Annotated in this window: 28 protein-coding genes; 9 read left to right on the forward strand and 19 right to left on the reverse strand. The window is 63.9% G+C overall.

Annotation, left to right across the window (positions count from 1 at the left end):
• The first annotated feature begins 87 nt into the window (after positions 1-87).
• Positions 88-957 (forward strand): LysR family transcriptional regulator, encoded by an 870-nt coding sequence (locus CLV78_RS15895; protein WP_106205824.1) that lies wholly within the window; start codon positions 88-90, stop codon positions 955-957.
• Here CLV78_RS15895 and CLV78_RS15900 read toward each other — a convergent pair whose 3' ends face one another.
• From CLV78_RS15900 to CLV78_RS15950, 11 genes are all read right to left on the reverse strand, one after another.
• A complete protein-coding gene (locus tag CLV78_RS15900) occupies positions 958-2,667 on the reverse strand; it encodes a proton-conducting transporter transmembrane domain-containing protein (RefSeq protein ID WP_106205826.1) in 1,710 nt (569 codons plus the stop codon).
• Entirely contained in the window at positions 2,664-4,136 is a 1,473-nt protein-coding gene (locus tag CLV78_RS15905) for a complex I subunit 5 family protein (protein WP_106205828.1), read from the reverse strand. Before CLV78_RS15905 ends, CLV78_RS15900 begins: the two co-directional genes overlap by 4 nt.
• Complete coding sequence (locus tag CLV78_RS15910; protein WP_106205830.1) at positions 4,133-5,542, reverse strand: complex I subunit 5 family protein; 1,410 nt, start codon at positions 5,540-5,542, stop codon at positions 4,133-4,135. Before CLV78_RS15910 ends, CLV78_RS15905 begins: the two co-directional genes overlap by 4 nt.
• Entirely contained in the window at positions 5,535-5,810 is a 276-nt protein-coding gene (locus tag CLV78_RS15915; protein WP_106205832.1) for an NADH-quinone oxidoreductase subunit K, read from the reverse strand. The genes CLV78_RS15910 and CLV78_RS15915 overlap by 8 nt, the downstream gene beginning before the upstream one ends.
• Before the next feature lies 1 nt (position 5,811).
• Positions 5,812-6,705, reverse strand: coding sequence for a hydrogen gas-evolving membrane-bound hydrogenase subunit E (mbhE, locus tag CLV78_RS15920; protein ID WP_106205834.1), 894 nt, complete (start codon positions 6,703-6,705; stop codon positions 5,812-5,814).
• The gene (locus tag CLV78_RS15925) at positions 6,705-7,013 is read right to left on the reverse strand and encodes a cation:proton antiporter (protein ID WP_106205836.1); all 309 of its coding nucleotides are present in this window, start codon (positions 7,011-7,013) and stop codon (positions 6,705-6,707) included. The genes mbhE and CLV78_RS15925 overlap by 1 nt, the downstream gene beginning before the upstream one ends.
• Complete coding sequence (locus CLV78_RS15930; RefSeq protein WP_106205837.1) at positions 7,010-7,261, reverse strand: MrpF/PhaF family protein; 252 nt, start codon at positions 7,259-7,261, stop codon at positions 7,010-7,012. Before CLV78_RS15930 ends, CLV78_RS15925 begins: the two co-directional genes overlap by 4 nt.
• Positions 7,258-7,839, reverse strand: a complete 582-nt coding sequence (locus tag CLV78_RS15935; RefSeq protein ID WP_106205839.1) for a Na+/H+ antiporter subunit E — start codon at positions 7,837-7,839, stop codon at positions 7,258-7,260. Before CLV78_RS15935 ends, CLV78_RS15930 begins: the two co-directional genes overlap by 4 nt.
• A gap of 278 nt (positions 7,840-8,117) precedes the next feature.
• Positions 8,118-8,480, reverse strand: a complete 363-nt coding sequence (locus CLV78_RS15940; protein ID WP_146136707.1) for a hypothetical protein — start codon at positions 8,478-8,480, stop codon at positions 8,118-8,120.
• Positions 8,481-8,725: 245 nt separating this feature from the next.
• Positions 8,726-9,514, reverse strand: coding sequence for an anti-sigma factor family protein (locus tag CLV78_RS15945; RefSeq protein ID WP_106205843.1), 789 nt, complete (start codon positions 9,512-9,514; stop codon positions 8,726-8,728).
• A 13-nt stretch (positions 9,515-9,527) separates the two neighbouring features.
• Positions 9,528-10,037: an RNA polymerase sigma factor gene (locus tag CLV78_RS15950; RefSeq protein WP_106206159.1), complete on the reverse strand. Its 510-nt coding sequence runs from the start codon at positions 10,035-10,037 to the stop codon at positions 9,528-9,530.
• A gap of 175 nt (positions 10,038-10,212) precedes the next feature.
• Here CLV78_RS15950 and CLV78_RS15955 point away from each other — a divergent pair, with 175 nt between their 5' ends.
• The 3 genes from CLV78_RS15955 to CLV78_RS15965 are packed head-to-tail and all read left to right on the forward strand — an operon-like array spanning position 10,213 to position 11,982.
• Entirely contained in the window at positions 10,213-11,226 is a 1,014-nt protein-coding gene (locus CLV78_RS15955) for a DUF2333 family protein (protein ID WP_245925115.1), read from the forward strand.
• A 30-nt stretch (positions 11,227-11,256) separates the two neighbouring features.
• Positions 11,257-11,613, forward strand: coding sequence for a hypothetical protein (locus tag CLV78_RS15960; RefSeq protein WP_106205845.1), 357 nt, complete (start codon positions 11,257-11,259; stop codon positions 11,611-11,613).
• A gap of 48 nt (positions 11,614-11,661) precedes the next feature.
• Complete coding sequence (locus tag CLV78_RS15965; RefSeq protein ID WP_106205847.1) at positions 11,662-11,982, forward strand: ATPase inhibitor subunit zeta; 321 nt, start codon at positions 11,662-11,664, stop codon at positions 11,980-11,982.
• A gap of 288 nt (positions 11,983-12,270) precedes the next feature.
• Here the strand turns inward: CLV78_RS15965 and CLV78_RS15970 are convergent, their stop codons facing one another.
• The 6 genes from CLV78_RS15970 to CLV78_RS15995 all read right to left on the reverse strand — a co-directional run bounded on the left by CLV78_RS15970 (position 12,271) and on the right by CLV78_RS15995 (position 19,223).
• Positions 12,271-13,488 carry an L-rhamnonate dehydratase gene (locus CLV78_RS15970; protein WP_281261153.1) on the reverse strand — a complete coding sequence of 406 codons (1,218 nt, stop codon included), beginning with the start codon at positions 13,486-13,488 and terminating at the stop codon, positions 12,271-12,273.
• Positions 13,489-13,512: 24 nt separating this feature from the next.
• Positions 13,513-14,493: an ABC transporter permease gene (locus CLV78_RS15975; protein ID WP_106205849.1), complete on the reverse strand. Its 981-nt coding sequence runs from the start codon at positions 14,491-14,493 to the stop codon at positions 13,513-13,515.
• Positions 14,493-16,028, reverse strand: a complete 1,536-nt coding sequence (locus CLV78_RS15980; RefSeq protein ID WP_211301007.1) for a sugar ABC transporter ATP-binding protein — start codon at positions 16,026-16,028, stop codon at positions 14,493-14,495. Before CLV78_RS15980 ends, CLV78_RS15975 begins: the two co-directional genes overlap by 1 nt.
• Positions 16,028-17,059: an ABC transporter permease gene (locus CLV78_RS15985; protein WP_106205851.1), complete on the reverse strand. Its 1,032-nt coding sequence runs from the start codon at positions 17,057-17,059 to the stop codon at positions 16,028-16,030. Before CLV78_RS15985 ends, CLV78_RS15980 begins: the two co-directional genes overlap by 1 nt.
• Positions 17,060-17,165: 106 nt before the next feature.
• Complete coding sequence (locus CLV78_RS15990) at positions 17,166-18,161, reverse strand: sugar ABC transporter substrate-binding protein (RefSeq protein ID WP_106205853.1); 996 nt, start codon at positions 18,159-18,161, stop codon at positions 17,166-17,168.
• A 36-nt stretch (positions 18,162-18,197) separates the two neighbouring features.
• A complete protein-coding gene (locus CLV78_RS15995) occupies positions 18,198-19,223 on the reverse strand; it encodes a Gfo/Idh/MocA family protein (RefSeq protein WP_106205855.1) in 1,026 nt (341 codons plus the stop codon).
• Positions 19,224-19,392: 169 nt separating this feature from the next.
• Here CLV78_RS15995 and CLV78_RS16000 point away from each other — a divergent pair, with 169 nt between their 5' ends.
• Together CLV78_RS16000 and CLV78_RS16005 are read left to right on the forward strand one after the other, a co-directional pair.
• Positions 19,393-20,451, forward strand: coding sequence for a LacI family DNA-binding transcriptional regulator (locus CLV78_RS16000; RefSeq protein ID WP_106205856.1), 1,059 nt, complete (start codon positions 19,393-19,395; stop codon positions 20,449-20,451).
• Entirely contained in the window at positions 20,448-21,479 is a 1,032-nt protein-coding gene (locus CLV78_RS16005) for a hydroxyacid dehydrogenase (RefSeq protein WP_106205858.1), read from the forward strand. The genes CLV78_RS16000 and CLV78_RS16005 overlap by 4 nt, the downstream gene beginning before the upstream one ends.
• A 29-nt stretch (positions 21,480-21,508) precedes the next feature.
• Here the strand turns inward: CLV78_RS16005 and CLV78_RS16010 are convergent, their stop codons facing one another.
• Positions 21,509-22,204: a GntR family transcriptional regulator gene (locus CLV78_RS16010; RefSeq protein ID WP_106205860.1), complete on the reverse strand. Its 696-nt coding sequence runs from the start codon at positions 22,202-22,204 to the stop codon at positions 21,509-21,511.
• Positions 22,205-22,248: 44 nt separating this feature from the next.
• Complete coding sequence (locus CLV78_RS16015) at positions 22,249-23,103, reverse strand: alpha/beta hydrolase (RefSeq protein WP_158263556.1); 855 nt, start codon at positions 23,101-23,103, stop codon at positions 22,249-22,251.
• 211 nt (positions 23,104-23,314) lie between these two features.
• On the opposite strand from CLV78_RS16015, the gene CLV78_RS16020 reads away from it, so the two are divergent.
• From CLV78_RS16020 to CLV78_RS16030, 3 genes are all read left to right on the forward strand, one after another.
• Positions 23,315-24,571 carry an ABC transporter substrate-binding protein gene (locus tag CLV78_RS16020; RefSeq protein WP_158263557.1) on the forward strand — a complete coding sequence of 419 codons (1,257 nt, stop codon included), beginning with the start codon at positions 23,315-23,317 and terminating at the stop codon, positions 24,569-24,571.
• Between the two features lie 79 nt (positions 24,572-24,650).
• Entirely contained in the window at positions 24,651-25,589 is a 939-nt protein-coding gene (locus CLV78_RS16025; protein ID WP_211301008.1) for a carbohydrate ABC transporter permease, read from the forward strand.
• Complete coding sequence (locus CLV78_RS16030; RefSeq protein ID WP_211301009.1) at positions 25,589-26,425, forward strand: carbohydrate ABC transporter permease; 837 nt, start codon at positions 25,589-25,591, stop codon at positions 26,423-26,425. The genes CLV78_RS16025 and CLV78_RS16030 overlap by 1 nt, the downstream gene beginning before the upstream one ends.

Raw genomic sequence — 26,425 nt, forward strand, 5'->3', positions numbered from 1 at the left:
TTCTCCGTGGGTTCCGATGGATATGGTGGACGTCGAGCCGAATAAAAAATACAATGATTGGGATGAAACGTTCTATTCAGGTGAACGATGGTCAGTCTCAACTACAACCACCTGCGCTACTTCCATGCCGTCGCACATGAGGGGAACCTGACGCGCGCGGCGGAACGATTGAACCTGTCGCAATCCGCACTCTCGACCCAGATCCGGGCGCTGGAGGCGCGGCTTGGACATGACCTCTTCGAGCGGCGGGGACGCGCGCTGCATCTGACCGAAGCAGGCCGGATCGCACTGGAGCACGCCGATGCGATCTTTGCTGCCGGACGGGACCTCGTCGACACGCTGGGGCAAACCGGGCAGGTACGGCGCGCCTTTCGGGTTGGCGCCGAAGCCACGCTGTCCCGAAATTTCCAGATGCGCTTTCTCGCGCCGCTCGTGGGGCGGGACGACACCGATCTCGTCCTCCGCTCCGGTCGACTGGGCGAGCTGCTCGAAGGGCTGCGCGCCCATGCGCTCGACGTGGTCCTTGCCACGACGCCACCTCCCGACGATGCAATTGGCCGGCTGGAGGCGCACCTGCTGTCGGAACAGGCAGTGTCCATCGTTGGCGCGGCGGAGCGCATGTCAGGCTCGCTCGCCGAGGTCCTGACTCGGGAGCCGGTTATCCTCCCCGCGCGAGGGTTCGAGATGCGGACGGGGTTCGACGCGCTGGCCAGCCGATTGGATGTGCGCTGCGAGGTCGCCGCCGAGATCGAGGATATGGCGATGATGCGGCTGATGGTTCGCGCGGACATGGGTGTCGCGCTGGTGCCGCCCGTTGTCGTCGCCGACGAACTCGCATCGGGAAGGCTGGTGGAACACGGCGAAACCACCGGCCTGACGGAACGCTTCTGGGCCGTGACCTATCCACGGCGCTTCCCCAACCCGCTGGTCCGGCAGCTGATCGATGCAAATCTGTGATCATGGCGTCGTCGCGACGGTCCGATCGCCGGTCAACTCTCCGGTGGGGGCGTCGGGCAACAGGGCGAGAAACGTGAGCGCGGCCGTCATGCCAAGGATCGCCAGCGAACCGCTCTCCGGTCGCACCAGCCGGGTGCGCGCGCGGCGCAGCACAAGCCCCCGGTTGCGGCTGCGCGGCAGGCGCGGAGGCGGCAGGGCGAGCACGGGTTCGGGCGCCGTCTGTTGCCGCAACAGGCCCAGGATTTCCCCCGGTGCAGGCGGTTCGACGCGAAGGGAGGAAACACGGCAAAGGACCATTGCACACAGTCCGAGACCCACAGCCAGAGCGACCGGCAGGACGTCTGGCAGTTTCACCACACCGGCATCGACGAAGGGAAGCGGCGCGGCGGAGAAACCGATGCCCACGAACAGGAGCAGCGCCAGCCAGGGAAAGACGACATCTTGTGGAACGTCCGGCTTCGGGGCGGTAGAGGCAAGTAGCGTCAGGGCGCGCATCATCAGCAGTGCCGTGCCGAGACTGGCACAGAACAACGCCAGTCCAAGCCACACGGCCCAGCCTTCAGGCGCCGCGGCGAACGCGGATTTGAGAGCTTCCTTCGCCTTGAAACCACCGGTCCCCGGCATTCCGGCCAGGGCCAGCGCCGGAAGACACAGCGCCAGGATGATTGCGGGTCGGGACACGCCTCGGGACGACGCCCAGACGGCGGGCACGCCCAGAAACAGCGCGGCCTTGGCGAATGCGTGGGCGGTTGCGAGCAGGATCAGGGCAGCGGCGACAAACGGCCAGCTTTCCGGGGCAGCCAGGGCAACCGCGAGGCCAAGCGCCATGAGGCTCATCTGCCCGATGCTGGAATAGGCCAGCGTCGCCTTTGCGTCCGCTTGTACCAGTCCGAGAACCGGCGCAAGAATCAGGCCGGCAAGCGCCATCGCCGCCAGAGCTGTCGCGGCAGCCGGCGAGGCGGTTTCTCCAAGCGGCAGTATGATCATCAGGCCGAAGAGGCCGGCTTTCAGCATCGCGCCAGAGAGCACCGCGCTCGCCGGAGCCGGTGCCGCCGAATGCGCGAGCGGCAGCCAGAGATGCAGTGGCACCGCACCGAGTTTCACCAGCAACCCGCCGGCGGCGAGCGCAATGGCCAGGGGGGGCACGCCATCGGACGCCATTGCCGGGAGCGCCATGCTGCCCGTGAAATAGGCTCCGATCGCCAGGCCCGCGAAAAGCGCGACCTCTCCGGCAACGGCAAAGGTGATGTACACCCTTCCGGCGAAACGCTGCGGTGCCCCGCCCCCATGCAGGACAAGCCCCCAGGAGGCGAGGCTCATCATGGAGAAGAAGCTGTAGAAAGACGCCATGTCCTGCGCGACCAGAAGACCGAAATTGCCCGTCATCGCGAGGAGGAAACACCCGAAGAAGCGGTCACGATGCCGGTCGTCGGCGAGAAGCCGCAGCGCCTGCCACCCCGCGAACCCCCAGAGCAGCGACGAGAAAAAGAGGAATGCGGCACCGGTATCGGAGAGAGAGAACTCGCTTCCGAGGAGCAGCCATTCGAGACGAACCGACAGTGGTCCGGGTGTCGCTGTCGCGGTAAGGAGCGCCGGTAACGCGGCCAGCGGCACCAGGTTTCGCGCCACGCCACGCATGGACGGCAGCACGAAAGCCAACAGCAGAACCAGGGGAGCGGCGGGGACGAGCCAGAGCGGGATAGCGATCATAGGTACTCCAGGGAAACGATGAAACGGGTCCAGCCAAGGGGGCTGAAAGGGGCGCTCGCCATCAATCCGGCGACGAGCACGAGCGCTGCGGTGGTGGCAGGTGGCACAGCCAGCATCCAGCCGATGCGCCGGGAGGCCTTGGCGCCCTCCGTCGGCGCACAGAACCATCCACGATAGAGGATCGGCAGGAAGTAGGCGGCGTTGAGCAGGCTGGATCCGGCCAGCAATGCAATAACCATCGGCTGCCCGGCATCGAGCCCCCCGGCACCGAGGTACCACTTGCTCACGAAACCGGCGAGCGGCGGGACGCCGATCATGCCGAGCGCGCCGATCGTGAAGGCGAGCATCGCGCCGGGCATGCGCTGGCCCATGCCGTCCATGGCCCGCACGGTCTTGACCCCCTGCCCTTCGGCGAAATTGCCAGCGGCGAGGAAGAGCGTGATCTTCATGATCCCCTGGTGCACGAGGTGCGCAAGGCCACCGATTGCAGCCACCGGCGAGATCAGCGCGACACCAAGCGTGATGTAGCTCACCTGGCTGACGGTGGAATAGGCAAGGCGTTTCTTCAGGTCATCTTGCGTCAGGGCGCGGAACGACCCCCAGAGGATCGTGACCGCGGCGAGCGCCGCGAGCGGCATCGCGAGCCCCATCGCCTGCAGGGTTTCGACGCCAAAGACGTCGTAGACGATGCGCATGATGCCAAACGCGCCGGCCTTCACCACTGCGACAGCGTGCAGAAGCGCGCTGACGGGCGCCGGTGCGACCATGGACAACGGCAGCCAGCCGTGAAGCGGCACCAGCGCGGCCTTTACACCCACGCCCGCGATCAGCAGCACGAAAATGGCGGTGAGCGCCAGCGGCGCCGTTTCCGGCAGATCCCCCAGCACACCGCGCGGGACGAAAGGCACCTCGCCGGCCAGCGCGTAGAGCCAGATCGTTCCCAGCGTCAGCGCCAACCCGCCGCCCAGCGTGTAGACGAGGTAGATCCGGCCAGCCCGATGCGCCTCTGACGTGCCGCGGTGCACGACCAGGGGCCATGTCGCAAGGGTCAGAAGTTCGAAGAAAACGAGGAAGGTGAAGAGGTTGCCTGCCATCGCGATGCCGACCGTCGAGGCCACGCACAGAGAGAAAAAGCCAAAGAACCGGCTCCGGTCCGTGCCACCCTCAAGATAGCCCACAGCGTAGATCGTGGTCAGCAACCAGAGGATCGACGACAGCGCCAGAAACAGAACCGCAAGCGGGTCGGCCTGCAGGTGCAGCTCCAGTCCCGGTGCGATGCTGTGCCGGAGGTCGAAGCTGTTGCCGCGCGTCACCTCAAAGGAAAGCCAGACAACCAGCGCGACCTTGACCGTCGCCGCGGCGAGGTTGACCCCGGTGCGCAGGCGCCGGGCACTCTCCGGCATCACGAGGATGATCGGCACGATACCGAGCGATGTCATCAGGATAGCAAGAGGAAGGTATTGGCTCATGCGAATGGCACCTCGAGAAGGGTAAGTGGAAGCGCAGCGGCGAGGCCGAGGAGCAGTGCCCCCGTGGCCAGTCCGAGCGCCGCGACGTCGCCGCTGCGCCATGGCAGACGCTGGGCGGTGGCAGAGACATGTGGCCCGCCACGCAGGCATCGGGACACGACCCGCGACAGATAGGCAGCCGACAGGGCGGTCCCCAGCAGGAGGAGTGCAATCCAGTGCACGGCACCCTCGTCGACAAGGCCCTCGATCAGGATCCACTTGCCAATGAAGCCCGCGGTCGGCGGCAGTCCGACAAGGCTGATTGCGGCGATGGCAAAGGCGAATTCCGCAGCGCCCGGGCGCAGTTCCTCGCGGTTCAGCCCCGATATCCGGTCATGTCCGAGCGCCTCGGCGATCCGCCCGACGGCGAGAAACATGGCCGCCTTTGCAAGCGCATGGGACAGCATCAGGAGCGCCGCCGCCGTCCAGAGCCCGTTTTGCAGCGGGTCTCCGGCGACACCGATCGCCAACGCGATCAGGCCGATCTGGGCGACGGTGGAATGGGCGACCAGGAGCTTCAGGCGCTCCGCGCGCAGCGCGTTCCAGGCGCCCCAGAGCATGCCGCCCGTACCGAGCACGGCGAGGGCGCTGCGCAGGAACTCCGCACCGGCGCCACCTTCGATGGAGAGGCGCAGCGCGAGGTACAGCGCCCCCTTCACGACAAGTGCCGAGAGCAGCGCGCTGGCAACCGGCACCGCGCTCGAATGCGCCGCCGGCATCCAGAAATGCAGCGGGAAGAGCGCGGCTTTCACCGCAAGGCCCGCAGCGATCAGAGCCAGCGCGATACGCCCGTTGCTGCTTTCGGTCAGGACAACCACGGTTTCCAGGTCCACCCGACCCGTCACCGAATAGCTCAGGGCGATGCCGAGCAATATGAGCAGGCTGCCTGCTAGCCCCGCGGTCAGGTAGTCGAATGCGGCGCGCAGGGCCATCGGGGTCCCCGCGAGCGCCGTCAGGCCGACTGCGGCCAGACCGAGGATCTCGAAGGCGACGTAGAGGTTGAACAGGTCGCCCGAGAGGAACAGGCCATTGAGCGCCCCGAGCGTCGCCATCCACAGCGGCCAGAAACCGGCGCGCCCCGGCGTGGACATCGCCTGGGCGGTGATGGCGAGGCTGACAATGGCCGTCATGGCGAGCATGACGGCGGCGAGGCCATCGCCGACAAAGGTGATCCCGAGCGGTGCGGCCCATCCGCCAATCACCTGCTCGACGGCGCCACGCGCGATGATCTCGCGGCACAGGCTCACGACGAGCAAGGCATTTGCCGCAGTGGCGACCAGCCCGAGCGATGCGGCCCGGCCGGGCACCGCAACAGTAAGTGTCGCGGCGAGGAACGGCAGCAGGACAAGAAGCGACAGCTCACTCATCGCGATCCTCCGCGATACGCTCGGCCAGAGCCAGAAGCACGGCAGTGACGCCGACAAGCACCACGATTCCGGTCAGAACGAAGGCCTGGGGAACGGCATCGGTCCCGCTGGCGCCCATGCCGGACACGAGAAGCAACATCGCAATTCCGACGGCAAGAACATTGAGCCCGAGAACGCGCATCAGCAGGTCTGCGCTGGTGGCGAGGCGAAGGAGGGCAAGACCGACGAGGCCGGCTCCGGTGGCGAGAAAGGCATATTCGGAAATCATGTCAGTGTCTTTCAGCTGGTCCAAAGAAAAGGAGGAAGAGCGTTGCGGCGATGGACAGTGTCAGGGCGCTTTCGATGGCGATGATCCAAGTCTTCGCCTCGCCCGCGGGGTAACCAAGCAACGCACCGGTCAGGACCTCGGCCGCCAGGGCCGCGAGCGCGAAGATTGCCAGCCCGGCGATGGCGAGCAGGGCCAATCCGTTCTGCCGCGTCAGCTTTGAGCCGATTACACCGCTCAGGCCGAGCGCGATCGCCCCACCCGCAAGCACGGCTCCCGCCTGGAAGGCTCCCCCCGGGGCATGCCCACCCTGCCAGAGAAGATGGCCACCGATCAGGACGGTGAGTGGCAGAAGAACACGCGCGAAGGGCTGCACCAACGGTCCGAGCGGCGCTGTGCGCGGGCGTGCCGGCGCCACCATGATGACCACCGTCAGCGCAACGAAGAGCACCGCGATTTCCAGCAGGGTGTCCCAGGCACGGAAGTTCAGCAGAACGGCCGTCACCGGGTTCTGGGCACCGCTCTCGGGCAGGTTGTCTGCGACGAGAGACGGATAGACCGGTGCCGCACCGAAGCTTGTCACGGTCCACACGATTGCACCGCTGATCGCGATGGCGAGCGCACCGGCGGCGCACCAGAGCGAAGGCGGCAGGGCCTTCGATGGCGCGCAGGGGATCCGGTGGGCACTGCGCAGGAGCAATGCGCCGGTCAAGCCCGCGCCGATGGCGGCCTCGGCCAGGGCAACATCCGGCGCCCCCAGTCTCAGCCACGAAAGTGAAACCAGCAGACCGGTCACGAGGAACCCCGACACGGCCGCGATACGATCGCGCACCCACAGGGCAAGTGCGGCACTGACGAGGATGGCAGCGGCAAGCACGACGTCAAAGACAGGCAACATCAGGCCCCCTCTTCGGCATCGGCCACGCTCGGGTTGAACTGATCGCGCGCAATTAGGTGCCCGGTCGTCGCACCGGATACCGCCACGAGCAACGTGCACAGGGCCAGGCTCAGCGTGGCGGCGACGTCCTGGACGTGAATGGCGGCGCCGATGGCAATCAGCGCGACACCGGCGGTGTCTGCCTTCGTCAGCACATGCAGCCGCGAGAGAAGATCGGGCAGGCGCCAGACACCGATCGCCGCAACGACCAGGAAGGCGGTGCCGGCAAGCATCATTGCCAGGCCGAGGGCTTCGACGAAGGCGGTCATGCGGTCCTCCGTCCGAGAGCGACGAAGGCAATGCCCGCGACAGCCGCGAGGGCCGAGAAGACGAGCGCGATGTCGAAAAACGCGGGCGCCCGTTCGGCTGCGCCGAGCAGGAGCAGCGTTGCCACCGTGCCCGTTCCGGCCAGTTGCATCGCGAGTATCCGGTCCGCCGCGCTTCGCGCACGGACAAGACGGGGCACGACGGCAACCGTCGCCAACAGTGTGATCAGGGCAAGGTACTCGGGGATCATGTATTCTCTCCTTTCAGGGAAAGACCGAAGAGGCCGGCAATACGATGCTCCAGCGCATCCAGATCGCCTTGGACGGCTTCGCCGCAGTCGAGCGCATGGACGACCAGCATTTCGCCATCCAGGCGCACGGTCAGCGTCCCGGGAAGCAGGGTGATCGTCAGGGCAAAAAGGCGGCGCGGCCGCCCTTCCGGAAGGCGGGTCCTGAGCGTCAGGCACCCCTGGTTGAGGCGGCCCGGACGCAGGCTCAGGAGACTGACGTCGACCGCGCCACGGAGCACGCCGGTAATCGCAAAGGCGGAAAGGCGCAGGGCGCCCGTGAAGGAAATTCGCGGCGAGTTCGATACCGGCAGCAGCGTCGAGGCCGCGGCACCCGCGACCGCGGTCGGCAGACCAATGACCCAGCTTGCCGGATCGTCCCAGTGCAGCACCGCCCAGGCCGCCGCCAGCATGACACCGGTGCCCAGTGCCGCACGCACTTTTCCGGTGGTCCGGTTGTCCCGGATCGGGGTCGTGTCGGGCACGATCGGGTGGTTGCCCTGCACGGCAACCACGCTCGCAAAGTCCTGTCGAACCTTCATTGGATCTCCTTGGGCAGCGTCAAACGGCGCTGTACGAGGGATCCGACATCACAACCGGCTGCCATTCGGTTGTCAGAGGGGCCCGGATCCGGGTCTCCTGTTCTGTTTCTGGGAAGATCCGGCGACAGATCGCCGGGCCTTTGGTTGATAGACGCGCGAGGACGCCTTTTCATCCCTCCGGGGGACAAAGAAAAAGAGAGCCGGCGCGATGGCCGGCCCTCAAGGTGCGGAGCAAGGAGCGAGCAGGGTTGAGGATGCTCCGCGGTATGTTGGTGAAATCAGGTCTCGTTCGTGCCTTCCGGCTCGTTGGAAACAAGGTCTGTCGCCATGTGGCGGATCGCGGCGATGGCGACGATGGTGCCGAGCACCGGAAACGCCCAGGCCGATCCCGAGGGCATTTGCCAGGCAAAGACCGGCACGAGAATGGCGAGCGCACCGCCGCCGATCAGAAGCAGGTCATCGCCTTTGCCCGGCCGCCAGACAGCTTTCGAACCGAGTGCCATCAGCGTCACCCCGATGAGATGCGCCCCAACGGCCTTCTCCGGCGAAAAGCCGATGAAGTAGGGGAGCAGGAAGGCGACCGCACCGGCGACAAGCGCGACGAGGTGCGGCCTGTGGTCGGCGTGAAAAAGTCTGGACATTGCGGTCTCCTGAAGCTGGACCTGCGCCGCACCGCGGCCGCTGCATGTACGTTGCTGATGACTGAAGAACGCTTTTCCCCGCGATTTCATCCCCAGAATTTTTCCATGGCGAACAATTGCCTGAAGTAGCCGCGGATCAAGCAAGGCGGCCCGGGCACAAGTGCCCGGGCCGCCGGGCGTGGCGATCACCCCATTGATCGCCACCGCGCGTGTTGCCCGCGCCGGAGCGGGACGGGCAACGCGGGTCAGATCCTGCTCGAAAGGTCCATCGCGATCTTCTGGACCTCGGCGGTGTCGCCCTCGCCAACAAGCGCGAAGTCGACATCGGCGGTGCGCCAGTAGCCAACCGAACGGCTTGGATAATCAACGACCTTGACCGGACCGATAGGTTCCTTTTTCGGGTGCTGCGCGAGCGTCAGGGAGTATCGCGCACCCTCCCCGTCCTCATAGATATACTGCGCCAACGGGCCTTCCTTGGTGCCGAGCAGTCGCGCACCCACCAGTTCCACTCCATAACCGCCGAGATCCGGCGCAGAGATTGGGACACCGATCTTGCCGGAGAACCAGTCTTCGACGCCATCCACGGCGGCCCCGGCAAACTCCACGGGATAGTCGGGATCTCCGGCAAAGACCTGGTGCGCGCCGACCGCTTCGGAAACATATTCCGGAACGCCGGATGTCGTGGTTGTGACCGTCGCATGCCCCCACCAGCCAAAGGCAAAGAGGGCGCATGCGGCGGCCACCTGCGCACCGGGCCGCAGCCAGCCGATGGCGGGCGTGGCGCGCCGGGGCGCAACGCGGCGAACGAGCCGGTCGGCAAGCTTGCGCTTGAGCCGTTCGGTCTGCATGTGGGCCGGCCCGGTGTCGAGCGCTTCCAGCGCTTCACCGAGCTGGAGATTTTGGCGGGACATTGCTTCGAACGCGGCGCGCACCTCCGGGTCGTCGGTCATGCGGGCCTCGAACTCGGCCGCTTCCTCCGGGCCGATTTCTCCGTCGATGTAAGCGTTCAAGGACTCGTGGACTACGTTTGTCATTTCCTCAGCCTCCTCAAACGACCAGTTTCAGTCGTTTCGATTTCAAGCCGTCGATGATTTTCCGGAGCGCAACGCGGCCCCGCCCGAGACGGCTGTAGAATGTTCCAAGCGGCAGATCGAGCGTACGCGCGGCATCGGCATAGCTCATCTCCTTCAGCGCGACGAGAACGATGGGCTGCCGCTGCGCCTCTGGCAGTTCCTGGAGCGCATCCAGCACCTGCTGCAACTCGATCCGCTTGGTCGGGTCAGTGTCTTCAATCGGTTCCGGGATCATCAGGCGCGCATCCTCGCGGACCTTGTGACGACGCCTTTCACTCACGTGGGTGTTGTGCATTATCCGGAACAGCCAGACACGAAGGTCGCTGCCAGGTTGCCACTGGTCGGCCGCGGCAATCGCCTTGGTCAGCGTTTCCTGCACAAGATCTTCGGCTGCATCGCGATTACGTGTCAGCACCATCGCGTAGCGCCTCAGACTGGCGACATACTCATCAAGGTTCCTTTCCAACTGGGCTCGCGCGTCCATGTTCTCCTGTTCTCCTGCAATCGCTTCCTGTGTCACATACGTGTGAGCCCCCGGATTCATCCCACTTTCTCCAATAAAAAATCACTCACGGCTTTGTGTGCCGTTGCGCGCGGCGGCGGGGATGAAAACGCTCGCTGTCGCGTATGTCGTGTGAAGCCACAAGGGAAAGAGCCCAGTGACCACCACGACAAGCGATACCACCGAAGCTCGCGGATCCGGGCTCGTGCCTGTTCCCGCAAGTCCGCAGACCGCGCGCTTGCGGGACAGGTCTCGTCGATCCTCCGTCCTGCGCGCCGCGCGATATATAGGGGTGGGCGTCTCGATCTGGGCCGTGGTTACCTACGGCATCCTCGGGCCGCTCAAGCACACGATCGTCACGGACCTGCCCGTCATTCCGTCGGAGGAAACAGCCGGCAGCGCGGCCGTCGCATCGGCTGCGGCGCTGATCCGCCGCGAACTGGACGTGAATGGCTGGACCCCGAATGATCCGCCCATCGCGCCAGCCGCCGTGCTCGACAACATGCCAAATTTCCAGACCGGGGTGATCGAGGCGGTCGGAAGGTTCAGCTTTGAAATGCTCGACCAGATTGCACGCACGCGCGGGTCGTCGAGCGACGACCCGGACCTGGAGCGCGCGACCGGTTTTCTGCAGTTCCCGCCCGATATCTGGATCTGGGAACCGTCACGCTCGCTCCTGCCGTCGGTGTCGTCGGAAACCCAGTACCGGCAGGGCCTTGCGGCGCTTGAAAGATACAATGCGCGCCTCGCGCGGGGGGACGCAGTCTTCGAGCAGCGCGCCGACACGCTGGCCGCAACCCTGTCCCGGATCTCTGCTGACCTCGGAGCCCAGACGGCGCAGCTCGAACGGGCCCAGGATACCGGGCGCTGGATCTTCAGCAGCCATGCCGACGACGTGTTCTATCACAACAAGGGCATGCTTCATGGCTATCACGTGCTTCTGTCGGGGCTCGGCTATGATTTCGACAGGATCATCCGCGAACGCAACCTCGGCCCGATTTGGAACCAGGTCCTCGACGGCCTTCAGCAGGGTGCCCAGTTGCGGCCACTCGTGGTGCTGAATGGTGACCGGGACCGGTCGATCTTTGCCAACCATCTTGCGCTGCAGGGCTTCTACATGAAGCGGGCAATCCTGCAGCTGGAAGAAGCGGTCAATGTCCTGGCCGTCTGACCCGCGGCCCTACCTCAGGAGACTCCCAGAATGATCAATCGACTTTTCTCGATCTTTGTCGCGCCCGAGACGGCCGCGGATGATCAGGCAGGCCGGAACAGGCTGGCCGCCCTCCGGCAAGCTTATGAAGACTGGCGCTTCGGACGCGACTTCGCTGCAATCATGGCCGCCTTCGGGCGCATGTCTGATCACCAGCTTCACATGATCGGCCTGTCTCGCGACACGCTGTTCGAGACGGTGGAGGACATGATGCTCGATGCCGAGCGCGAACGGGCACTTGGCCGCGAAGTGGCCGCGCTCCTCGAAGTATCGCCATCGGCGATGCAAATGGATGCCGAGGCAACCGTGGTGAAGAGCGACCCGGATCGCAAATTGCAAGCTGCGTAAGCCCGCGCGCAACAGGCGCAAGCAAACCCGTTCAATGAAAGGAGACAGATGTCAGTTCTGAAGCAACGCAAGCAATCGATGGAAACCAAGTTCGCCCGGGATGGCGAGTTGGAGTTTCATGCCCGGATCCGAGCCTTCCGCAGCCTCGCGGCCTGGGCCAGGAGTGAAAACGGCGGCACCTCGGCGGATGAAGAGGCATTCGTCAAGGCGTTGATCCGAGAAGACATGCGGCAACCCGGTGACGAGGCCGCGTTGGCCGTCGCCCGAGACCATCTTGGCGGGTTGGTGGAGGATGCTCGGTTGCGGGCGAAGCTGGAAGAATTCACCCGCGATGCCCGGTCAGCTGCAATGCTTGCCAAGGCAAGCTGACTGACATGTAACCCGATAAAGACGCGGCGCGCCGAAAACCCGTTTCGGCGCGCCGATCTGTTTTTGGTGTGTTCCGATCCGGAGACCGACTACGCATTTTCCCTCGCGCCGGAGCTGTGTCGACGGGCACTCCAGTCAACCACGCCGAAAGGATCAAACCCGCCCCTTCAGGACCGCAGTCCGTAGGCCGTAGGCATCTTCGCAACCTCGGGATTGATCCGACGCCAGCCACCTGGGTGCGCGCGATTGCCACTACCGATTGTGGTGACAGAACCCCGTGGAAAGCCCCTATTCGATCACCCGGAAGTTCTCCCGGTGTTCGTCGCTCAGGCTGAGACCCAGGCCCGGTTCGTTGCCGATCCGGATTTTCCCGTTTTCGGCCAGCGGCTCACCCTTGAACAGATACCAGAACAGCTCGTTTCCGATCTCCACCGGGTTGGGCGGGAAGTACTCCACGATCGGGCAGATCACCGAACTGAGCGACAGATGGAAATTGTGCATCTGCCCGGCATGGGGCACGACGGGCACGGAAAATGCCTCCGCCATCGCGATGATCTTGCGTGCCTGGCTGATGCCGCCGACACGGTTGGTGTCGAACTGGATGTAATCGATGGCGCGAGCCTCCAGCAGACGACGGAAGCCATAGATCGTGTGCTCGTGCTCGCCGGTCGCGATAGGAATGCGACTGTCGCGGCGCAACTCGGCAAAGCCTTCGACGTCATCGGCGATCAGCGGCTCCTCGACCCACCGCAGCCGGAACTCCTCCAGCCGGGGCAGCATCTGGCGGGCGTATTCGAGCGTCCAGCCCATGTAGGCTTCGAGCATCAGGTCGACGTCTTCGCCGATGGTGTCGCGCACAAGCGCGATGTTTTCGATGTTGCGGCGCATGCCCTCCGCACCATCCGCCGGTCCATAGCCAAGGCGCATCTTCACAGCCGTGAAACCTTGCTCGACATAGGTTTGGGCCTCTGCCCTCAGCCTGTCGGCGGGCTGGTTGTAGAGCTTGCTGGCATAGGCGGTCAGCTCCGGTTTCACACGTCCGCCCAGCAGGCGATGCACCGGCAGGCCGGTCAGCTTGCCCATCAGGTCCCACAACGCGATATCCACGGCGCTGATGGCGATCATCGCCGCGCCCTTGCGACCGAAAGCCATGGTCTGCCGGTACATCCGTTGCCACAGCAGCTCGACATCGAAAGGCGATGCCCCCAAGACGATCGGCGTGAGGTAGCGGTCGACAATCTCCTTGGTGACATGCGGCGCCACGGCGGCATTGCCCAGTCCCACCGCGCCGCTGCGGGTCTCGATTTCCACCACAAGCCAGGCGTGGAACGCATAGCCCCGCATCCGGTCCTCGTTGCTGGTGACGATATCGGTGGCGCTGATGCTGATCCGCTCCGGGATCGGAGCGGTCGGGCCAGTCCATTCAAAGACGCGAGTGCGCACGGCGACGATGGGATCGTCCTGAATGGCGAACACGTGGGCCGGGGTATCAATCATGGTCTTCATGGCGTTTGCCTTTTCTTGGCGAGGTCAGGCTTCAACGCGGATCGGGCTTCGGCCCAAACGCTCTGAAAGCTGGTTTCGCAAGGTGTCGATCAGCACGACGATGAAAATGACAGCGCCGGTGATGAGAGGATAGAGGTAGGGGTCGGTATCCATCAGGACCAGCCCGTTCTGAACGGTCTGCATCAGGATGGCGCCGAACACCGGGCCGAAAGCGTTGCCGCGGCCACCGAAGAGGCTTGTCCCGCCGAGCACCGCCGCGGCGATGGCCATGAACTCCTTCTCCTGCCCGAAGGTGGAGGAGGCCGCTGCGATCTGGCTCATCAGCACCACGCCGGACAGGCCGGCGAAACCACCGCAAAGGACGAAGAGCATGAAGGTCACGCGCTCCACCGGGATACCGGCCCGGCGCGCGCCCTCGGGATCGTCGCCGATGGCATAAACGGAGCGACCAAACGGCGTTCCCGACAGCAGCAGGTGCACGAAAACCAGTGACAGGCCCGCCAACAGGATCGGCACGGGGATGCCAAGGAAACTGGCACGGGACATTTCCAGCAGGTGCGGCGCGGCAAAGACCATCTTGGTATCTGAAATCCAGAGCCCCACCCCGCGCAGCAAGAACAGCATCGACAGGGTGACGATGAAGGCGGCCACGCGGACGCGCACCACAAAGAATGCGTTGATCGCCCCCAGCACGAGGCCGATGCCACATCCCGCCAGCAACCAGATCAGGACCGGCGCACCGGGCATGAATACCCCGATCAAGGCGGCTGCGACATACATCGTCGCACCGACGCTCAGGTCCACACCGGCGACCAGCAGAACAAGGCTGGCGCCGAGCGCGAGAATGGCCAGATGCGACGATTGCAGCAGGATGTTCTTTACATTTGCCCAGGTCGCGAAGCTGTCAGTGGCAGCGGAGAAGAACACCGCGACAAGCAGCATCAGGACGACCGGGACCAGATCCAGAAGGCGCGGGTTCGAAAGGCGTTGCGTGAGCGTTTTCATCAGGCGGCCTCCACGTCCGCTGCGGTTGCGCGCGCCATTATCGCGGCACGGTCGAAGCCGCCGTCCTGGCGCTCGAAGACGCCGACATTCATGCCCCGGCTCATCACCATGATCCGGTGCGACAGACCGGCAAGCTCCTCCAGTTCAGAGGAGATCAACATGACAGCCAGCCCCTGCCCCGCCAGTTCGGCGATGACACGATAGATTTCTTCCTTGGCGCCGACATCGATACCGCGGGTCGGCTCATCCAGGATGAACAATCGCGGCGCGTCGACCAGCCACTTGCCCAGAACCACCTTCTGCTGGTTTCCACCCGACAGCGACTTGGCCGGAAGGCGGACAAGGTCGCGGGCCTTGATGCGCAACCGGTGCGCGACGTCTTCGGCGTTGGAGACCTGTTGCTTGCGGTCCACCGGCACATGTGCGCCGCTGCCCGCTCCGGAGAGGTGGACCAGTTCGAGGTTCGTCGTCAGGCTCTGCGTCAGCAGGAGCCCTTCATGGCGTCGGTCTTCTGTCAGGAAGGCCATGCGTTTCGACACGCAGTCCCGCGGGGACGGATCGAACGGCGCGCCTTCGTAGGAGATCGTTCCGGTGCCGTCATGCGGGTCCAGTCCGAAAAGGATCCGCGCAAGCTCGCTGCGGCCGGAGCCCATCAGCCCGGCCACGCCCAGCACCTCGCCCGCCGCGATGGAAAAGGAGACGTCCTTCAGCACCCGTGGCTGTGTCAGCCCCTGGACTTCGATCACGGGGCGCCGCTCCCCGAGAGGCGGAACATCGGGATAGAGTTGGGAGACCGGTCGACCGACCATCGCTTCGACAATCCCGTCGCGGGTCAGGTCCCGGGTCGCGGTGCTTTTGACGGCATGGCCATCGCGCAGCACGACGATCCGATCCGACAGGCGTTGAACATCGGACAGCACGTGGCTGATATAGACAATCCCGATACCCTGCGCCTGCAGATCGGCAATCACCTCGAACAGGCGTCGGCATTCCGGTTCGGTCAGGGATGTCGTCGGCTCGTCGAAGATGATCATGCGCGGGTTCTGGGAGACGACCTTTGCGATCTCCAGCAATTGCCGCTCGCCCGGTGCCAGCGACCAGCAAGGCGCATCGGGGGACACGTCAAGCCCCACCCGCTTCAGCGCCTCGGCCGTGGCGAGACGTTTGGCGCGGTGGTTGATGAAGGGCAGCTTCTCCCACCGGCGGGGATAACGGCCGATCATCATGTTGTCGGCCACGCTCATGTTGCCGAAGATATTCAGCTCCTGGTGGATGAACCCGATCCCGGCCTCCATCGCGTCATTCGGCTGGGTGGGCACATAGGCGTCGCCGTTCAGGCGCATCTCGCCCGAATCCGGGCGCAGAATGCCGCCGATGATGTTCATGGTGGTGGATTTGCCCGATCCGTTTTCCCCGATCACGCCCAGGAACTCGCCCGCTTTGATGGCGAAACCGACATCGAACAGGACCTGCGTGCCAGAGAAACTCTTGTTGATGCCGCTGCATTCGAACAGCGGGACTGCCTTGGCATCCATCACGATTTTCCTTCTGCATAGCGGAGCCGGAGCGCATCGAGCACGGCGGCCAGCAGGATGATCGCGCCCTTGACCGACAGCACGACGAACAGCGTGAGCCCGATGAACTGCATGCCCTTGTCGATGACGGTGAGCAGCAACACACCGAGGAAGGCCGCCAGCACCGATCCGCGCCCGCCAAAGAGCGACACGCCCCCGATCACGGCAGACCCGATGATGTCCAGCAACAGGTTCTGGGACAGAACTGGCGTGCCGGTTTCAAGCCGGGCGCTGTAGATCATCGCTGACAGGCCCGCACAGGTGCCGCACAGCGTATAGGCCGACACCTGCACCGCCCGGACCGGCACGCCGGAGATCAGCGCCGCTGTCGGATTGTTGCCGATGGCGAACAACCAGCGCCCCCAGGTTGTGCGACGCAGCCCGAAATCGGCGGCGACCACGACAAGGACGGTCAGGATCAGCGCGAAGGCGATCGGGCCGATGGTGCCATAGCCGATACGGGTGAACCCCGATGGCAGGCCACCGATACTGACAGATGTCGTGTGCCAGGAGGAATAGAGCACGGCCGCCCCGGAAACGAACATCATCGTCGCCAGGGTGACGATGAAGGGCGGCATGCGAATGAAGGCGACGCAGAGACCGTTGAACAGTCCGACGAGCGCGCCGAAGAACAGAAAGCAGAAGATCCCGACCGGTACGGCCAGCGCACTGTCGGCAAGGTAGCCGCCGTTGGCCGTCATCACCGATCCGGCGATCACGCTGGTCAGACCCATCGTCGCCGTGACGGACAGGTCGATCCCGGCCACGATCATGACGAAGCTCTGGCCGATCACGGCAATCAGAAGCGGCAGAAGGCTGATGAAGATCGCCGACAAGGTGCCCGCGCCCAGAAACCCCGGCACGGCGGCGGTGACGGCGAGGGTATAGACGACCAGGAGGCCGATGACTGTGAAGGCGGGTTCGGACAGCAGGCGCGCGATCAGAACGCGATAGCCTTGCTTCCGGGGTGGTACCGTGGTGTCGGAAACCATTGAATTCTCCTTGCAACAGACGCCCGAACCTGGCGGCGTCGATGCAGCGTCGTGATATCCCGCCCGGCTTCGGGAGCGCCGGGCGGGGGTTTCGAGATCTCGGGCGTCAGCCGTTCTGGGATTTCCAGACCAGGTAGCCCCACATCTCGTCACGCTTCTCTTCGAAGTTGTACGGGGTGATGACGAACCCAGGGTCGAGCAGAAGGTCGTCGACCTCCTTGCCGTCCCACATGTCCTGAAGCGCGTTGAGCGTCAGGTCGACTTCGAAGAACACGTTCTGCACGCCCACGGCATCCAGATACCCGTCGGCGAGGCGCGCATAACCGCCTTCGTCGCCGTCGAAACCGGCAAACAGGACGTGGCCCTCTTCGCCGCGCTTGTGCCACTTGCCGGCAACCTTCAGCGCCTGTTCGATCTGCGGGTGCAGGAAGTCGGACGAGGTAACCAGGAAGTTGATGTCCGGGTTGGCCTGCAGCGCGTTGGTCAGCCCGGCAAAGGCCACATCGGCGTTCCACTCGGTGGCGATGCGGGCAACGACCTCGACCGTATCGGTGTTCTGATCGACGACATCGAAGAAACCGTCGCGGCGCGCGATCGCGTTCTGATCGCCCAGATCCCCGATCAGAAGCGCCGCCTTGTACTTGCCCCCCTGTTTCTTCGCCTCTTCGACGAGCGCCGTGACCGTGTCACGCATGATGGTGCGGTTGTCGGCCTGGACGGCCACCGATTTCGCATCGCTCTCGGCGGGCGGGCGGTTGTAGTGCACCATCGGGATGCCGGCGGCATTGGCGGCACGGATGGCCGGGATCACGGCATTGGCGTCGGTCTGCACGATCACGATGCCGTCCACGCCGCGTTCGATCATGGACTGAACCTGCTGGAACTGGCGGCTGTCGTCGAGGTTCGAGATGTTTTCCAGCATCGTCCAGCCCCGCTCGGCGATCTCGGCCTTGAAGGCGTCAAAGCTGGAGATCCAGAACGGCGACTGAAGGCTGTCAAACATGACAGCAATCGTGCGGCTTCCTTGCGCGAAGGACGCAATGGGAAGCCCTGCGGCGACCGCGCCCAGAAGGGCTGCCTTGGTGAATTCTCTCCGGTTCATGATATTCCTCCCTTGGATGTTGAAACGGTCTGGCGGTCAGGTGGCGGCGACGGGTCTTTCGGCCCGTCCGGATCCGGCGGCGCGATAGGCTGCCTCGATCACGCGCAATGTTTGCAGGTTGTCGCGCCCGGACGTCTCGGTCTCGCGGCGCGCGGAAAGACAGTCGAGCCAGTGGCGCTGGATGGCGATGACACTGTCCTGGACGACCTCCCACGGAGGCTCCATCCACGGCAGAACCTCCGGCTTGATCACTTCGCGGTGCTCACCGGCTCCCTTTCGGATGGTGACGCCGAGGTCGGGCGCGAGCACGACCGCGCCGTCTGTCCCTTCCACCGTGACGTGGAACTGCGGGAACGGGTCGCCCGGCACCGGACTGGCGTAGGAGCATTCCACAACGCCAATGGCCCCGTTTTCATGGCGCAGCAGCAGGGTCGCGGAATCCTCGCCGGTGATCCCGGGGCGGATGCTGTCAGTCTCGCAGGACACCCGCACAACATCGCCGAGCACGGAGCGGATCAGATCGACCACATGCACACCAACATCGAACAGGATGAAGCGTTCCAGATCGGCAAGGTACGGTTGACCTGCATAGATATCCCACGCCGTACGAAAGGCGACGCGTGCATAGGTCGGCCTGCCGATCTCTCCCCCGCGGACCACGTCAAGCAAGCGGCGCATCGGGGCCTGAAAACGGAAGTTTTCGTGCACCATCAGCGGTAGCCCGCGCGCTTCCATCATGGCCACGGCTTCCTCCGCCTCTTTCAGATCGAGCGACAGTGGCTTTTGAACGATGGCCGGCACGCCAGCGGCGGCGGCAGCCCGGATCAGGGCGCAATGGGTGTGCGGTGGCGTGATGATGTCCACGAAATCGACGAGGCCGCTACCGAGCATATCGTCTGCGTCCCGGAATCGCTGCACATCGTGGCCAGCGATGTCGACGGCGGCCTCGAGCCGCTCCGGGTCCGAATCGCAAATTGCGGTGACGCGGGCGCCTTCGACCTCCTGCCAGCCGCGCAGATGGTTGCCTGCAAAGAACCCGCAGCCGATGACACCAACTCGCATCAAGACCTCCCAGTCACGGGCAAACCGCCGCGCTTCGCAGCGGGAACACCCAATGTTGACGTCAACAGGTGCCAAAATGGAATTATGTTGACGTCAACAAAAATTTTGGGCTTTCTCCTGACAGACGTCCCCGGCAACAAGTTTAACGTTTACGGAGAGGGAGCACGACGTGAAGCGCAAGCCGACGATCAACGATGTGGCCCGTGTGGCCGAGGTCTCCAACATGACCGTCAGCCGGGTCGTGAACGGTCGCCCGAATGTCACCGAGGACACGCGCCGAAAGGTCCTCGATGCAATGCAGGCACTTGGATATCGTCCGAACGCCGTCGCGCAGAGCATGCGGTCCGACAGGACACGGACTATCGGGTTGCTGTTGCCGGACATTTCAAACGCGACGAACGGCTCGGTTGCCCGCGTTGTCAGCGACCGCCTGCGCGAGATGGGCTATCGGTTCCTGCTCGGCAGCACCGGGTTCAACGTCGAAGTCGAGCTTGACTACCTGAAGGACTTCCAGAGCGGCGTTGTGGATGGCATGATCCTGTTCCTCGCGAATGATCAGGATCCCCGGACCCGCGCGGCCCTGTCCGACATCTCCGTTCCGGCCGTCCTGGTCGATCGCTCACCGGGGATCGCGATGGACCGCGTGCTGTCCGAACACACGCACGCAATGACGGAAGCCGTGGAGCACCTGATCGCCCACGGACACCGGAAAATCGGGATCATCATGTCCCCGAACTCGATGCGTCCCGGCCGCAAGCGGACCGAGGCCTTCCTGGAGACGATGCGTCGCCATGGCCTACCGGTCGATCCCGCTCACGTGGTCGATACGCGCCAGACGGTCGAGGACGGCTACGCCGCCGCCATAAGGATGCTGACCGGCGATCGCCCCACGGCGCTGATCGTTGGTGCAAACCAGCAGGTTTTCGGAGCGGTGCAGGCCGTGCGGGAGCTTCGGCTGCGCATTCCGGACGACCTGTCGCTGCTCGGGGCCGACGAGAGCCAGGCGTCGGCGCTGATCCAGCCGCCGCTGACCATGATCGAACGCGACATGGAGGCCATTGGGGAAGCCGCCATCTCGACCCTGCTGGCGCGGCTGGAAACGCCCGCAGCCCCCCTGCAAACCATGACCTTGCCATCGATTCTCACCTGCCGGGCGTCCTGTGGACCGCCGCCACTGACGGGGTCGGTTCCTGCCGGCACAATCACGAAGGGTTCCCCCTCCCAATGAGCGCATCAGATCGCCCGCTTGTCATCTCTGCCCCGGAGCCACGCACTCTGGACCTGATCTTCACCGAGCCGCAGAAGCACCGCCTTTTCAAGGACTACGACGTCCACGAGACAACGGCCGAAGCGGTCGGCCAGCTTCCCGCCGAGACACTGAACCGCTGCCGCTACATCGTCGGCCAGCCGCCCCTGTCGCGGGACCTGCTAGACCGCATGCAGAACCTGCGTTGCATCTTCAATGTGGAAAGCAATCTTATCAACAACATGCCCTATGACGTGCTGTTTGCGCGCGGCATCCACGTTGTGACCACAGGCGCCGTCTTTGCCCAGCCAGTGGCGGAGATCGGGCTCGGTTTCGCTCTGTGCCTTGTGCGTGGGATCATCGACGCCGACCTCGCCTTCCGCGAAGGACGGGAGCTTTGGGGTGGCGATGGCAACGCGGCGGCACGTCTGCTGGCCGGCGGGAGGATCGGGATCATCGGTTTCGGAGACCTCGGCCGCGCGCTGTGCGGCCTGCTTGCCGGGTTCCGCGCGGACATAGTCGTGCACGACCCCTGGCTGCCGGACTCGCTTCTGCACGATGCCGGGGTAACGCCCTGCGGTCTGCCGGAACTACTGGAAAGCTCCGACATGGTGTTTGTCGTCGCCGCCGTCACCTCCGAAAACCGCGGGTTCCTGAACCGGGACGCTTTCGTCCGCATGAAGCCCGGCGCCGGGTTGATCCTGTTGAGCCGCGCCGATGTTGTCGATTTCGACGACCTGATGGAGGCCGTCGCCTCGGGCCATATCGTCGCCGCCAGCGATGTCTTCCCCGAAGAACCTCTGCCCGCCGACCACCCGGTGCGCACCCTGCCCGGCTTCCTCCGCTCTGCCCACCGCGCCGGCGCCATGGATGTTGCCTTCAAGCAGATGGGCGACATGGTTCTGGACGACATGGACCTGATCGACCGCGACCTGCCGCCGATCCGGTGCAAGCGCGCCGAGCGTGAAACCGTGTCCCGGATGCGGTCCCGGCCAGTGGAGACGAATTGAGACAGACGTGCGTCGACCGGACGTCCGGTTCAGGTCGACCCACCCGACGTCGAACCTTCCGGCGCGTGATCGCGCAGGTACAGGTCCTTCGACGGCAGGATGTGCCGAACGCACAACGATGCGAGGGCCTCCCTCTCGCCCGCGCGCGCCAGAGCGATCATCTCCCGATGCTCCGCCGCCGCCTGTTCCAGAAGCTGCGGATCATTGACCCGATAGGACCGTATCGCGTGGCTCGCCGATCCGAGTTGCCGGATGCTGTCAGCCACGAAACGATTGTCGCATTGGTCAAAGAGCAGGTCGTGAAAGGCGTTGTTGCACAGGATAACCGTCGCAAGATCGCCGTCACGGATGGCCGCCTCGTGGCGCCCGGCAAGCACCTCAAGGTCGGCGACAACCTTCTCCGCCAGTGGCAGGCGCATCCGGACGATCGCAAGCCGATGCAGGTCGGCGCGAAAGGTATACAGTTCCTCGACCTCGTCGAGGCTGTATTCCCGCACCATTGCCCCCCTGTTGGGCCGACGCTCGACAAGACCAGCGTGTTCCAGGTCCGAAAGTGCGCCGCGAACGACATGACGCTTGGCGTCGAACCGTTCCATGATCTCGTCCTCGACGAGCCTTTCGCGCGGCTTCAGACGTCCAAGAACCAGATCGAGTTCGAGGTGCTGGCGAAGCTCGTCACGCCCCGTTCCAGCGCGCCGCGCCGCTATCTGTTCTGGCTTTGCCATTTCTTCATTCCGTCTCACTTTGGCATGACAGGGCCGATGCCCGATCACAGGGGCGGGTGGGTCCCGGATGCAGCAGCGGTGCTATCATTCAGAACCCGATCGAAAAAGCTTGAAATCCGTTTGAAGGCTTCGTCGGCCTCGGACAGATCGCCGGCATAATGGATGAACCCATGCGCCATGCCGACAAAACGATCGACCTCGCAATGGACACCCTCCCGGGACAGCTCGTCCGCGAGCCACAGGCTGTCATCGCGCAACGGATCGGCATCCGCGACCAGCAAATGTGTCGGCGGCAGTCCCGAAAAATCGGCATTGCGCAGATCACCGTAGGGCGCCTTTCCCGGGCCATACATGTCCCAGAACCATCGCATCCTTTCGGTTCCAAGCCCCGCCCGGCCATCGCCCCACTCCAAATGGCTTGGCGTGTCGAAGACCCTTCGATAGCAACCGTACTGAAGGGAAAGCCCGAGCACTGGCAACGGGTTGCCTTCGTCTCTGCATCGAAGGACAGCGGCAAGCGCGAGGTTTGCGCCTGCGGAATCGCCAGACAGCAGGATGCCCGCCGGACTTGTCCGGGCGATCTCTCGCAAGGCGGCCATCGTGTCCCTCAGAGGCGTGGGAAATGGATGCTCCGGCGCGCATCGCGCATGCGGTCCAATGACCTCGCGTTCGGAGGCCAGGGCCAGACCGGCGTAAATCGAAAGGTGTGTTTCAGGATCACAGATACACCACCCTCCCCCATGCACATGGACAATCGGCGGGCTTTTCACGTCGCCGGCCGCCACCCTTCGAAGCGGGAGAATCGCACCATTCCCCCGAATCTCCCCGTCCCGAACCTCGACATGGGACCGCGCGGCGGAGTTCCAGGATGCCTTTCCGATCAACGCGTTCTCGCGCATTGTTTCGACGTCCTCCGTATCCAGATCAGGCTGACGAGCGAGTATCGCGGCCATCCCTGGCGCGAGCCCATCGGAAAACAATCCGCCACAACCTATTGAATTCAATACATACATTTGGATCTCTTATTATTATCAATAAAATTATTGACGAATTCTGCGATTTCGACAAGCCTTATGTTCAGGGCAAATGAAAGCCCATAGGGAGGACAAGATGCTCAGGACTACCGCCATGCTGGCGCTTGCCGCAGGTATTATCGGCAATGCCGCGAGTGCTCAGGAAATCACGCTCTGGTCGCATTGGGCAGACCAGGCTTCGAAGGTCGAGTTCGTGGAGAACGCGGCAAAGGCCTACGAAGAGGCCAACCCCGGCGTGACGATCAACATCAGCTGGTATCAGAAGGAGCCGCTGTACGCGGCGCTGAAGACCGCGCTGACGGCAGCTCAGGGACCGGACATTTTCTATGCCGAGTCCGACCAGACCGAATACATGCAGAATGATCTGGTGCTGGATCTTTCAGACAAGCTGAACTGGGACAACATCGAGCCGTGGGCCACCGAGGTCTGGGGCTACGAAGGCGGCGTCTACGGCTTCCCGCTGGAGGCCTGGACGGTCGAGACCTACGTCAACAACGCGGTGATGGCGGAAAACGGTATCGAAATACCGGTCGCGGGCATGGAAGGCCAGGCCTTCGTCGATGCCGTTCAGAAAATCGCCGATGCCGGCACGACGCCGCTTGCGCAGGGTGTGGGCGACCGTCCCTACCCCGGTGCATTCCTGACCCACGAAATCCTGGTCAAGAAACTCGGAACCGACGACTACCGCAGCCTGCTGAAGGGCGAAGGCGTGGCATGGTCCGACTCGCGCGTGAAAGAAGCGCTGGACTATGCCAAGCAGATCATCGACGCGAGTGCCTTCCCGGCATCCTTCTCCTCGATCAAGTTGGGCGAAGCGCACCGCTACTTCCACACCTCGCCGGGTGCCGCGATGCTCCAAATGGGGTCGTTCTACCCATCCCGCGCCTTTGCCGCGCCGGATGAGGGCGGCCAGCCGGACGGGTTCGACCTGGGCATCGTGAATGGCCCGATCCCCGATGGTGCAGCCTGCCCCGAGTGCAAGACGATCGCCGTGGGCGGCTCTTTCGTAGTGAACGCTTCCAGCGAAAACGCCGATCTCGCCGCCGGTTTCCTGAACTCGATGGCCACACCCGAGATGGGCAATGCCTGGCTCGAAGCCAATCTCGTCGGCACCGGAATCAAGTCCGATGCGTCCAAGATCACGGGCGAGAACGCCGATTATTTCCAGAAACTCGCCGCGGCCAACGAAGGCGCGAAATACACCTTCGGCATTCCTGTTCAGCAGATGCAGGGCACCCCGCGCGAGACCTTCACCCAGGTCATCAACCAGGCATTCCCCGCCGGTCTGATCGGCGTGGACGAAGCGATCTCGATGATGGAATCGGCCTACTGATCTCCTCCCGACTGTCCGGGGGCGCATGGCCGCGTCCCCGGATCCTTCAAATCCCCAAAGCCAATCCGGAGCCAGTTTCGTGACAGCGAGCACTCAGCCTGCGACCGTGGCCACCCCGCCCCGGAAGGAGCGCGACCACGCCAATCCCCGCAGCGCCATCGCGACTTTCCTGTTTCCGGCCCTGCTGATCTACGCGGCCTTCACAGCGCTGCCCGTGATGCGGACGATCTACAATTCCACGCACCTGATCGTGCCCAACAAACCCGCCGAATGGGTCGGCTTCACTCACTACATCGAACTTTGGAACGACAACATCTTCTGGAAGGCTGTCGGCAACACCCTGACGTGGGCCACTGTCGCGCCGCTCATGGAAGTGTCCATCGCCACGATCCTTGCGCTCGCGCTCTACGCCAAGGTGCCCTTCTCGCGCTTCCTGCGCGTGGCGTGGTTCACGCCGGTCCTCATGTCCTACGTTGTTGTCGGCATCCTCTGGATGTGGATCTACAACTACGACTGGGGTGCGGTGAATTCCTTTCTCCGCTGGATCGGCCTCGACGGCTGGGCGCAGCCCTGGCTGGGCCACCCGGACACCGCCCTGCCTGCGCTGATCGCCGTTACCACATGGATGTGGACCGGCTTCAACATGGTGGTGATCCTGGCCGCCATGTCCTCCCTGCCATCCGAGGTGCTGGAAGCGGCCGAACTCGACAATTGCGGCTGGTTCGGCAAGCTCTGGTTCGTCATCCTGCCGCTGATCCGCCCGACATTGCTGAACCTCATCGTGCTGAGTTTCATCGGCAAGATGAAGATCTTCGACCTTGTCTGGGTCACGACCCAAGGCAACCCGCTCTGGGCCACCGAGACCGTCTCCACCTACGTCTACAAACGCGCGTTTCAGTGGAGCACGTTCGATCTCGGCTACCCGTCCACCATCGCCGTGGTCTGGTTCGTTATCGTCATGGCCGGTGTGCTCGCCCTGACGCGGCTGTTCCGCCAGAAAGACAAGCTGGAATACTGATGCAACGCACGCTCTCCCCCTCCGGCCTGCGCATGGCGGCGCTCCTGATGTTCATCGCCATCTACACGGCCTATTCCGCCGGCCCGTTTGTCTGGGTTGCGATGATGTCGTTGCGGACAACGACCGAGATTTCGGCCGCGCCCTACGCCCTGCCGGAAACCCTCCATTTCTGGAAATTCGCCTCCGCCTGGACCGAAAGCAACTACGACACCTACTTCTTCAACTCCGTGACAATCGTGTTCTCCGCCGTGGCGATCCTGACCATCGTCGGCGGCATGGCGGCACATTGCTTTGCCCGCTACCGGTTCCGCTTCAAGGGGCTGATCTACCTGCTGATCTTCTCCACCATCATCTTCCCGCCACAGGTCACCGTGATCGGCCTTTTTCAGATCATGGTGGAATACGGGCTCTACAACAGTCGTGTCGGACTGGTGATGGTCTATGTCGCCATCCAGATGCCGGTGACGATCTACATCCTTGAATCCTTCTTTGCCCGCATCCCCAAGGACCTGTTCGATGCGGCCCGGATCGACGGGTATTCGGAATGGGCGATCTTCTGGCGCATCTCGCTGCCGGTGGCCCTCCCCGCGATTTCCACCACCATCATCCTGAACACCATTCTGCTCTGGAACGAGTTCCTCTATGCGGTGGTGCTCATCACCGAGGACGACAAGCGCACCCTGCCGCTCGGAGTGCTGCGCTTCCTCGGCGACCAGCTGGAGGATGTCGGCATGATCGCCACCGGTCTGATGATCGCCATCGTCCCCGTCGTCCTCATCTACGTCTTCTTCTCCGAACGCCTCATCCAGGGGATGACGGCCGGCGCCGTGAAATAA

It is taken from the genome of Aliiruegeria haliotis (assembly GCF_003003255.1).
Lineage (GTDB): Bacteria > Pseudomonadota > Alphaproteobacteria > Rhodobacterales > Rhodobacteraceae > Tropicimonas > Tropicimonas haliotis.

Coding starts and splice junctions, on each gene's coding strand:
- CLV78_RS15915 (WP_106205832.1), bottom strand. CDS start 5,810: ATGATTTCCGAATATGCCTTTCTCGCCACCGGAGCCGGCCTCGTCGGT.
- CLV78_RS16010 (WP_106205860.1), bottom strand. CDS start 22,204: ATGGCAAAGCCAGAACAGATAGCGGCGCGGCGCGCTGGAACGGGGCGT.
- CLV78_RS15980 (WP_211301007.1), bottom strand. CDS start 16,028: ATGGATGCCAAGGCAGTCCCGCTGTTCGAATGCAGCGGCATCAACAAG.
- CLV78_RS15960 (WP_106205845.1), top strand. CDS start 11,257: ATGATCAATCGACTTTTCTCGATCTTTGTCGCGCCCGAGACGGCCGCG.
- CLV78_RS15995 (WP_106205855.1), bottom strand. CDS start 19,223: ATGCGAGTTGGTGTCATCGGCTGCGGGTTCTTTGCAGGCAACCATCTG.
- CLV78_RS15910 (WP_106205830.1), bottom strand. CDS start 5,542: ATGAGTGAGCTGTCGCTTCTTGTCCTGCTGCCGTTCCTCGCCGCGACA.
- CLV78_RS16005 (WP_106205858.1), top strand. CDS start 20,448: ATGAGCGCATCAGATCGCCCGCTTGTCATCTCTGCCCCGGAGCCACGC.
- mbhE (WP_106205834.1), bottom strand. CDS start 6,705: ATGTTGCCTGTCTTTGACGTCGTGCTTGCCGCTGCCATCCTCGTCAGT.
- CLV78_RS15945 (WP_106205843.1), bottom strand. CDS start 9,514: ATGACAAACGTAGTCCACGAGTCCTTGAACGCTTACATCGACGGAGAA.
- CLV78_RS15935 (WP_106205839.1), bottom strand. CDS start 7,839: ATGAAGGTTCGACAGGACTTTGCGAGCGTGGTTGCCGTGCAGGGCAAC.
- CLV78_RS15940 (WP_146136707.1), bottom strand. CDS start 8,480: ATGTCCAGACTTTTTCACGCCGACCACAGGCCGCACCTCGTCGCGCTT.
- CLV78_RS15905 (WP_106205828.1), bottom strand. CDS start 4,136: ATGAGCCAATACCTTCCTCTTGCTATCCTGATGACATCGCTCGGTATC.
- CLV78_RS15950 (WP_106206159.1), bottom strand. CDS start 10,037: ATGGACGCGCGAGCCCAGTTGGAAAGGAACCTTGATGAGTATGTCGCC.
- CLV78_RS15985 (WP_106205851.1), bottom strand. CDS start 17,059: ATGGTTTCCGACACCACGGTACCACCCCGGAAGCAAGGCTATCGCGTT.
- CLV78_RS16030 (WP_211301009.1), top strand. CDS start 25,589: ATGCAACGCACGCTCTCCCCCTCCGGCCTGCGCATGGCGGCGCTCCTG.
- CLV78_RS15900 (WP_106205826.1), bottom strand. CDS start 2,667: ATGATCGCTATCCCGCTCTGGCTCGTCCCCGCCGCTCCCCTGGTTCTG.
- CLV78_RS15965 (WP_106205847.1), top strand. CDS start 11,662: ATGTCAGTTCTGAAGCAACGCAAGCAATCGATGGAAACCAAGTTCGCC.
- CLV78_RS15975 (WP_106205849.1), bottom strand. CDS start 14,493: ATGAAAACGCTCACGCAACGCCTTTCGAACCCGCGCCTTCTGGATCTG.
- CLV78_RS15970 (WP_281261153.1), bottom strand. CDS start 13,488: ATGAAGACCATGATTGATACCCCGGCCCACGTGTTCGCCATTCAGGAC.
- CLV78_RS15925 (WP_106205836.1), bottom strand. CDS start 7,013: ATGACCGCCTTCGTCGAAGCCCTCGGCCTGGCAATGATGCTTGCCGGC.
- CLV78_RS16015 (WP_158263556.1), bottom strand. CDS start 23,103: ATGCGCGAGAACGCGTTGATCGGAAAGGCATCCTGGAACTCCGCCGCG.
- CLV78_RS15930 (WP_106205837.1), bottom strand. CDS start 7,261: ATGATCCCCGAGTACCTTGCCCTGATCACACTGTTGGCGACGGTTGCC.
- CLV78_RS15895 (WP_106205824.1), top strand. CDS start 88: ATGGTCAGTCTCAACTACAACCACCTGCGCTACTTCCATGCCGTCGCA.
- CLV78_RS15990 (WP_106205853.1), bottom strand. CDS start 18,161: ATGAACCGGAGAGAATTCACCAAGGCAGCCCTTCTGGGCGCGGTCGCC.
- CLV78_RS16020 (WP_158263557.1), top strand. CDS start 23,315: ATGCTCAGGACTACCGCCATGCTGGCGCTTGCCGCAGGTATTATCGGC.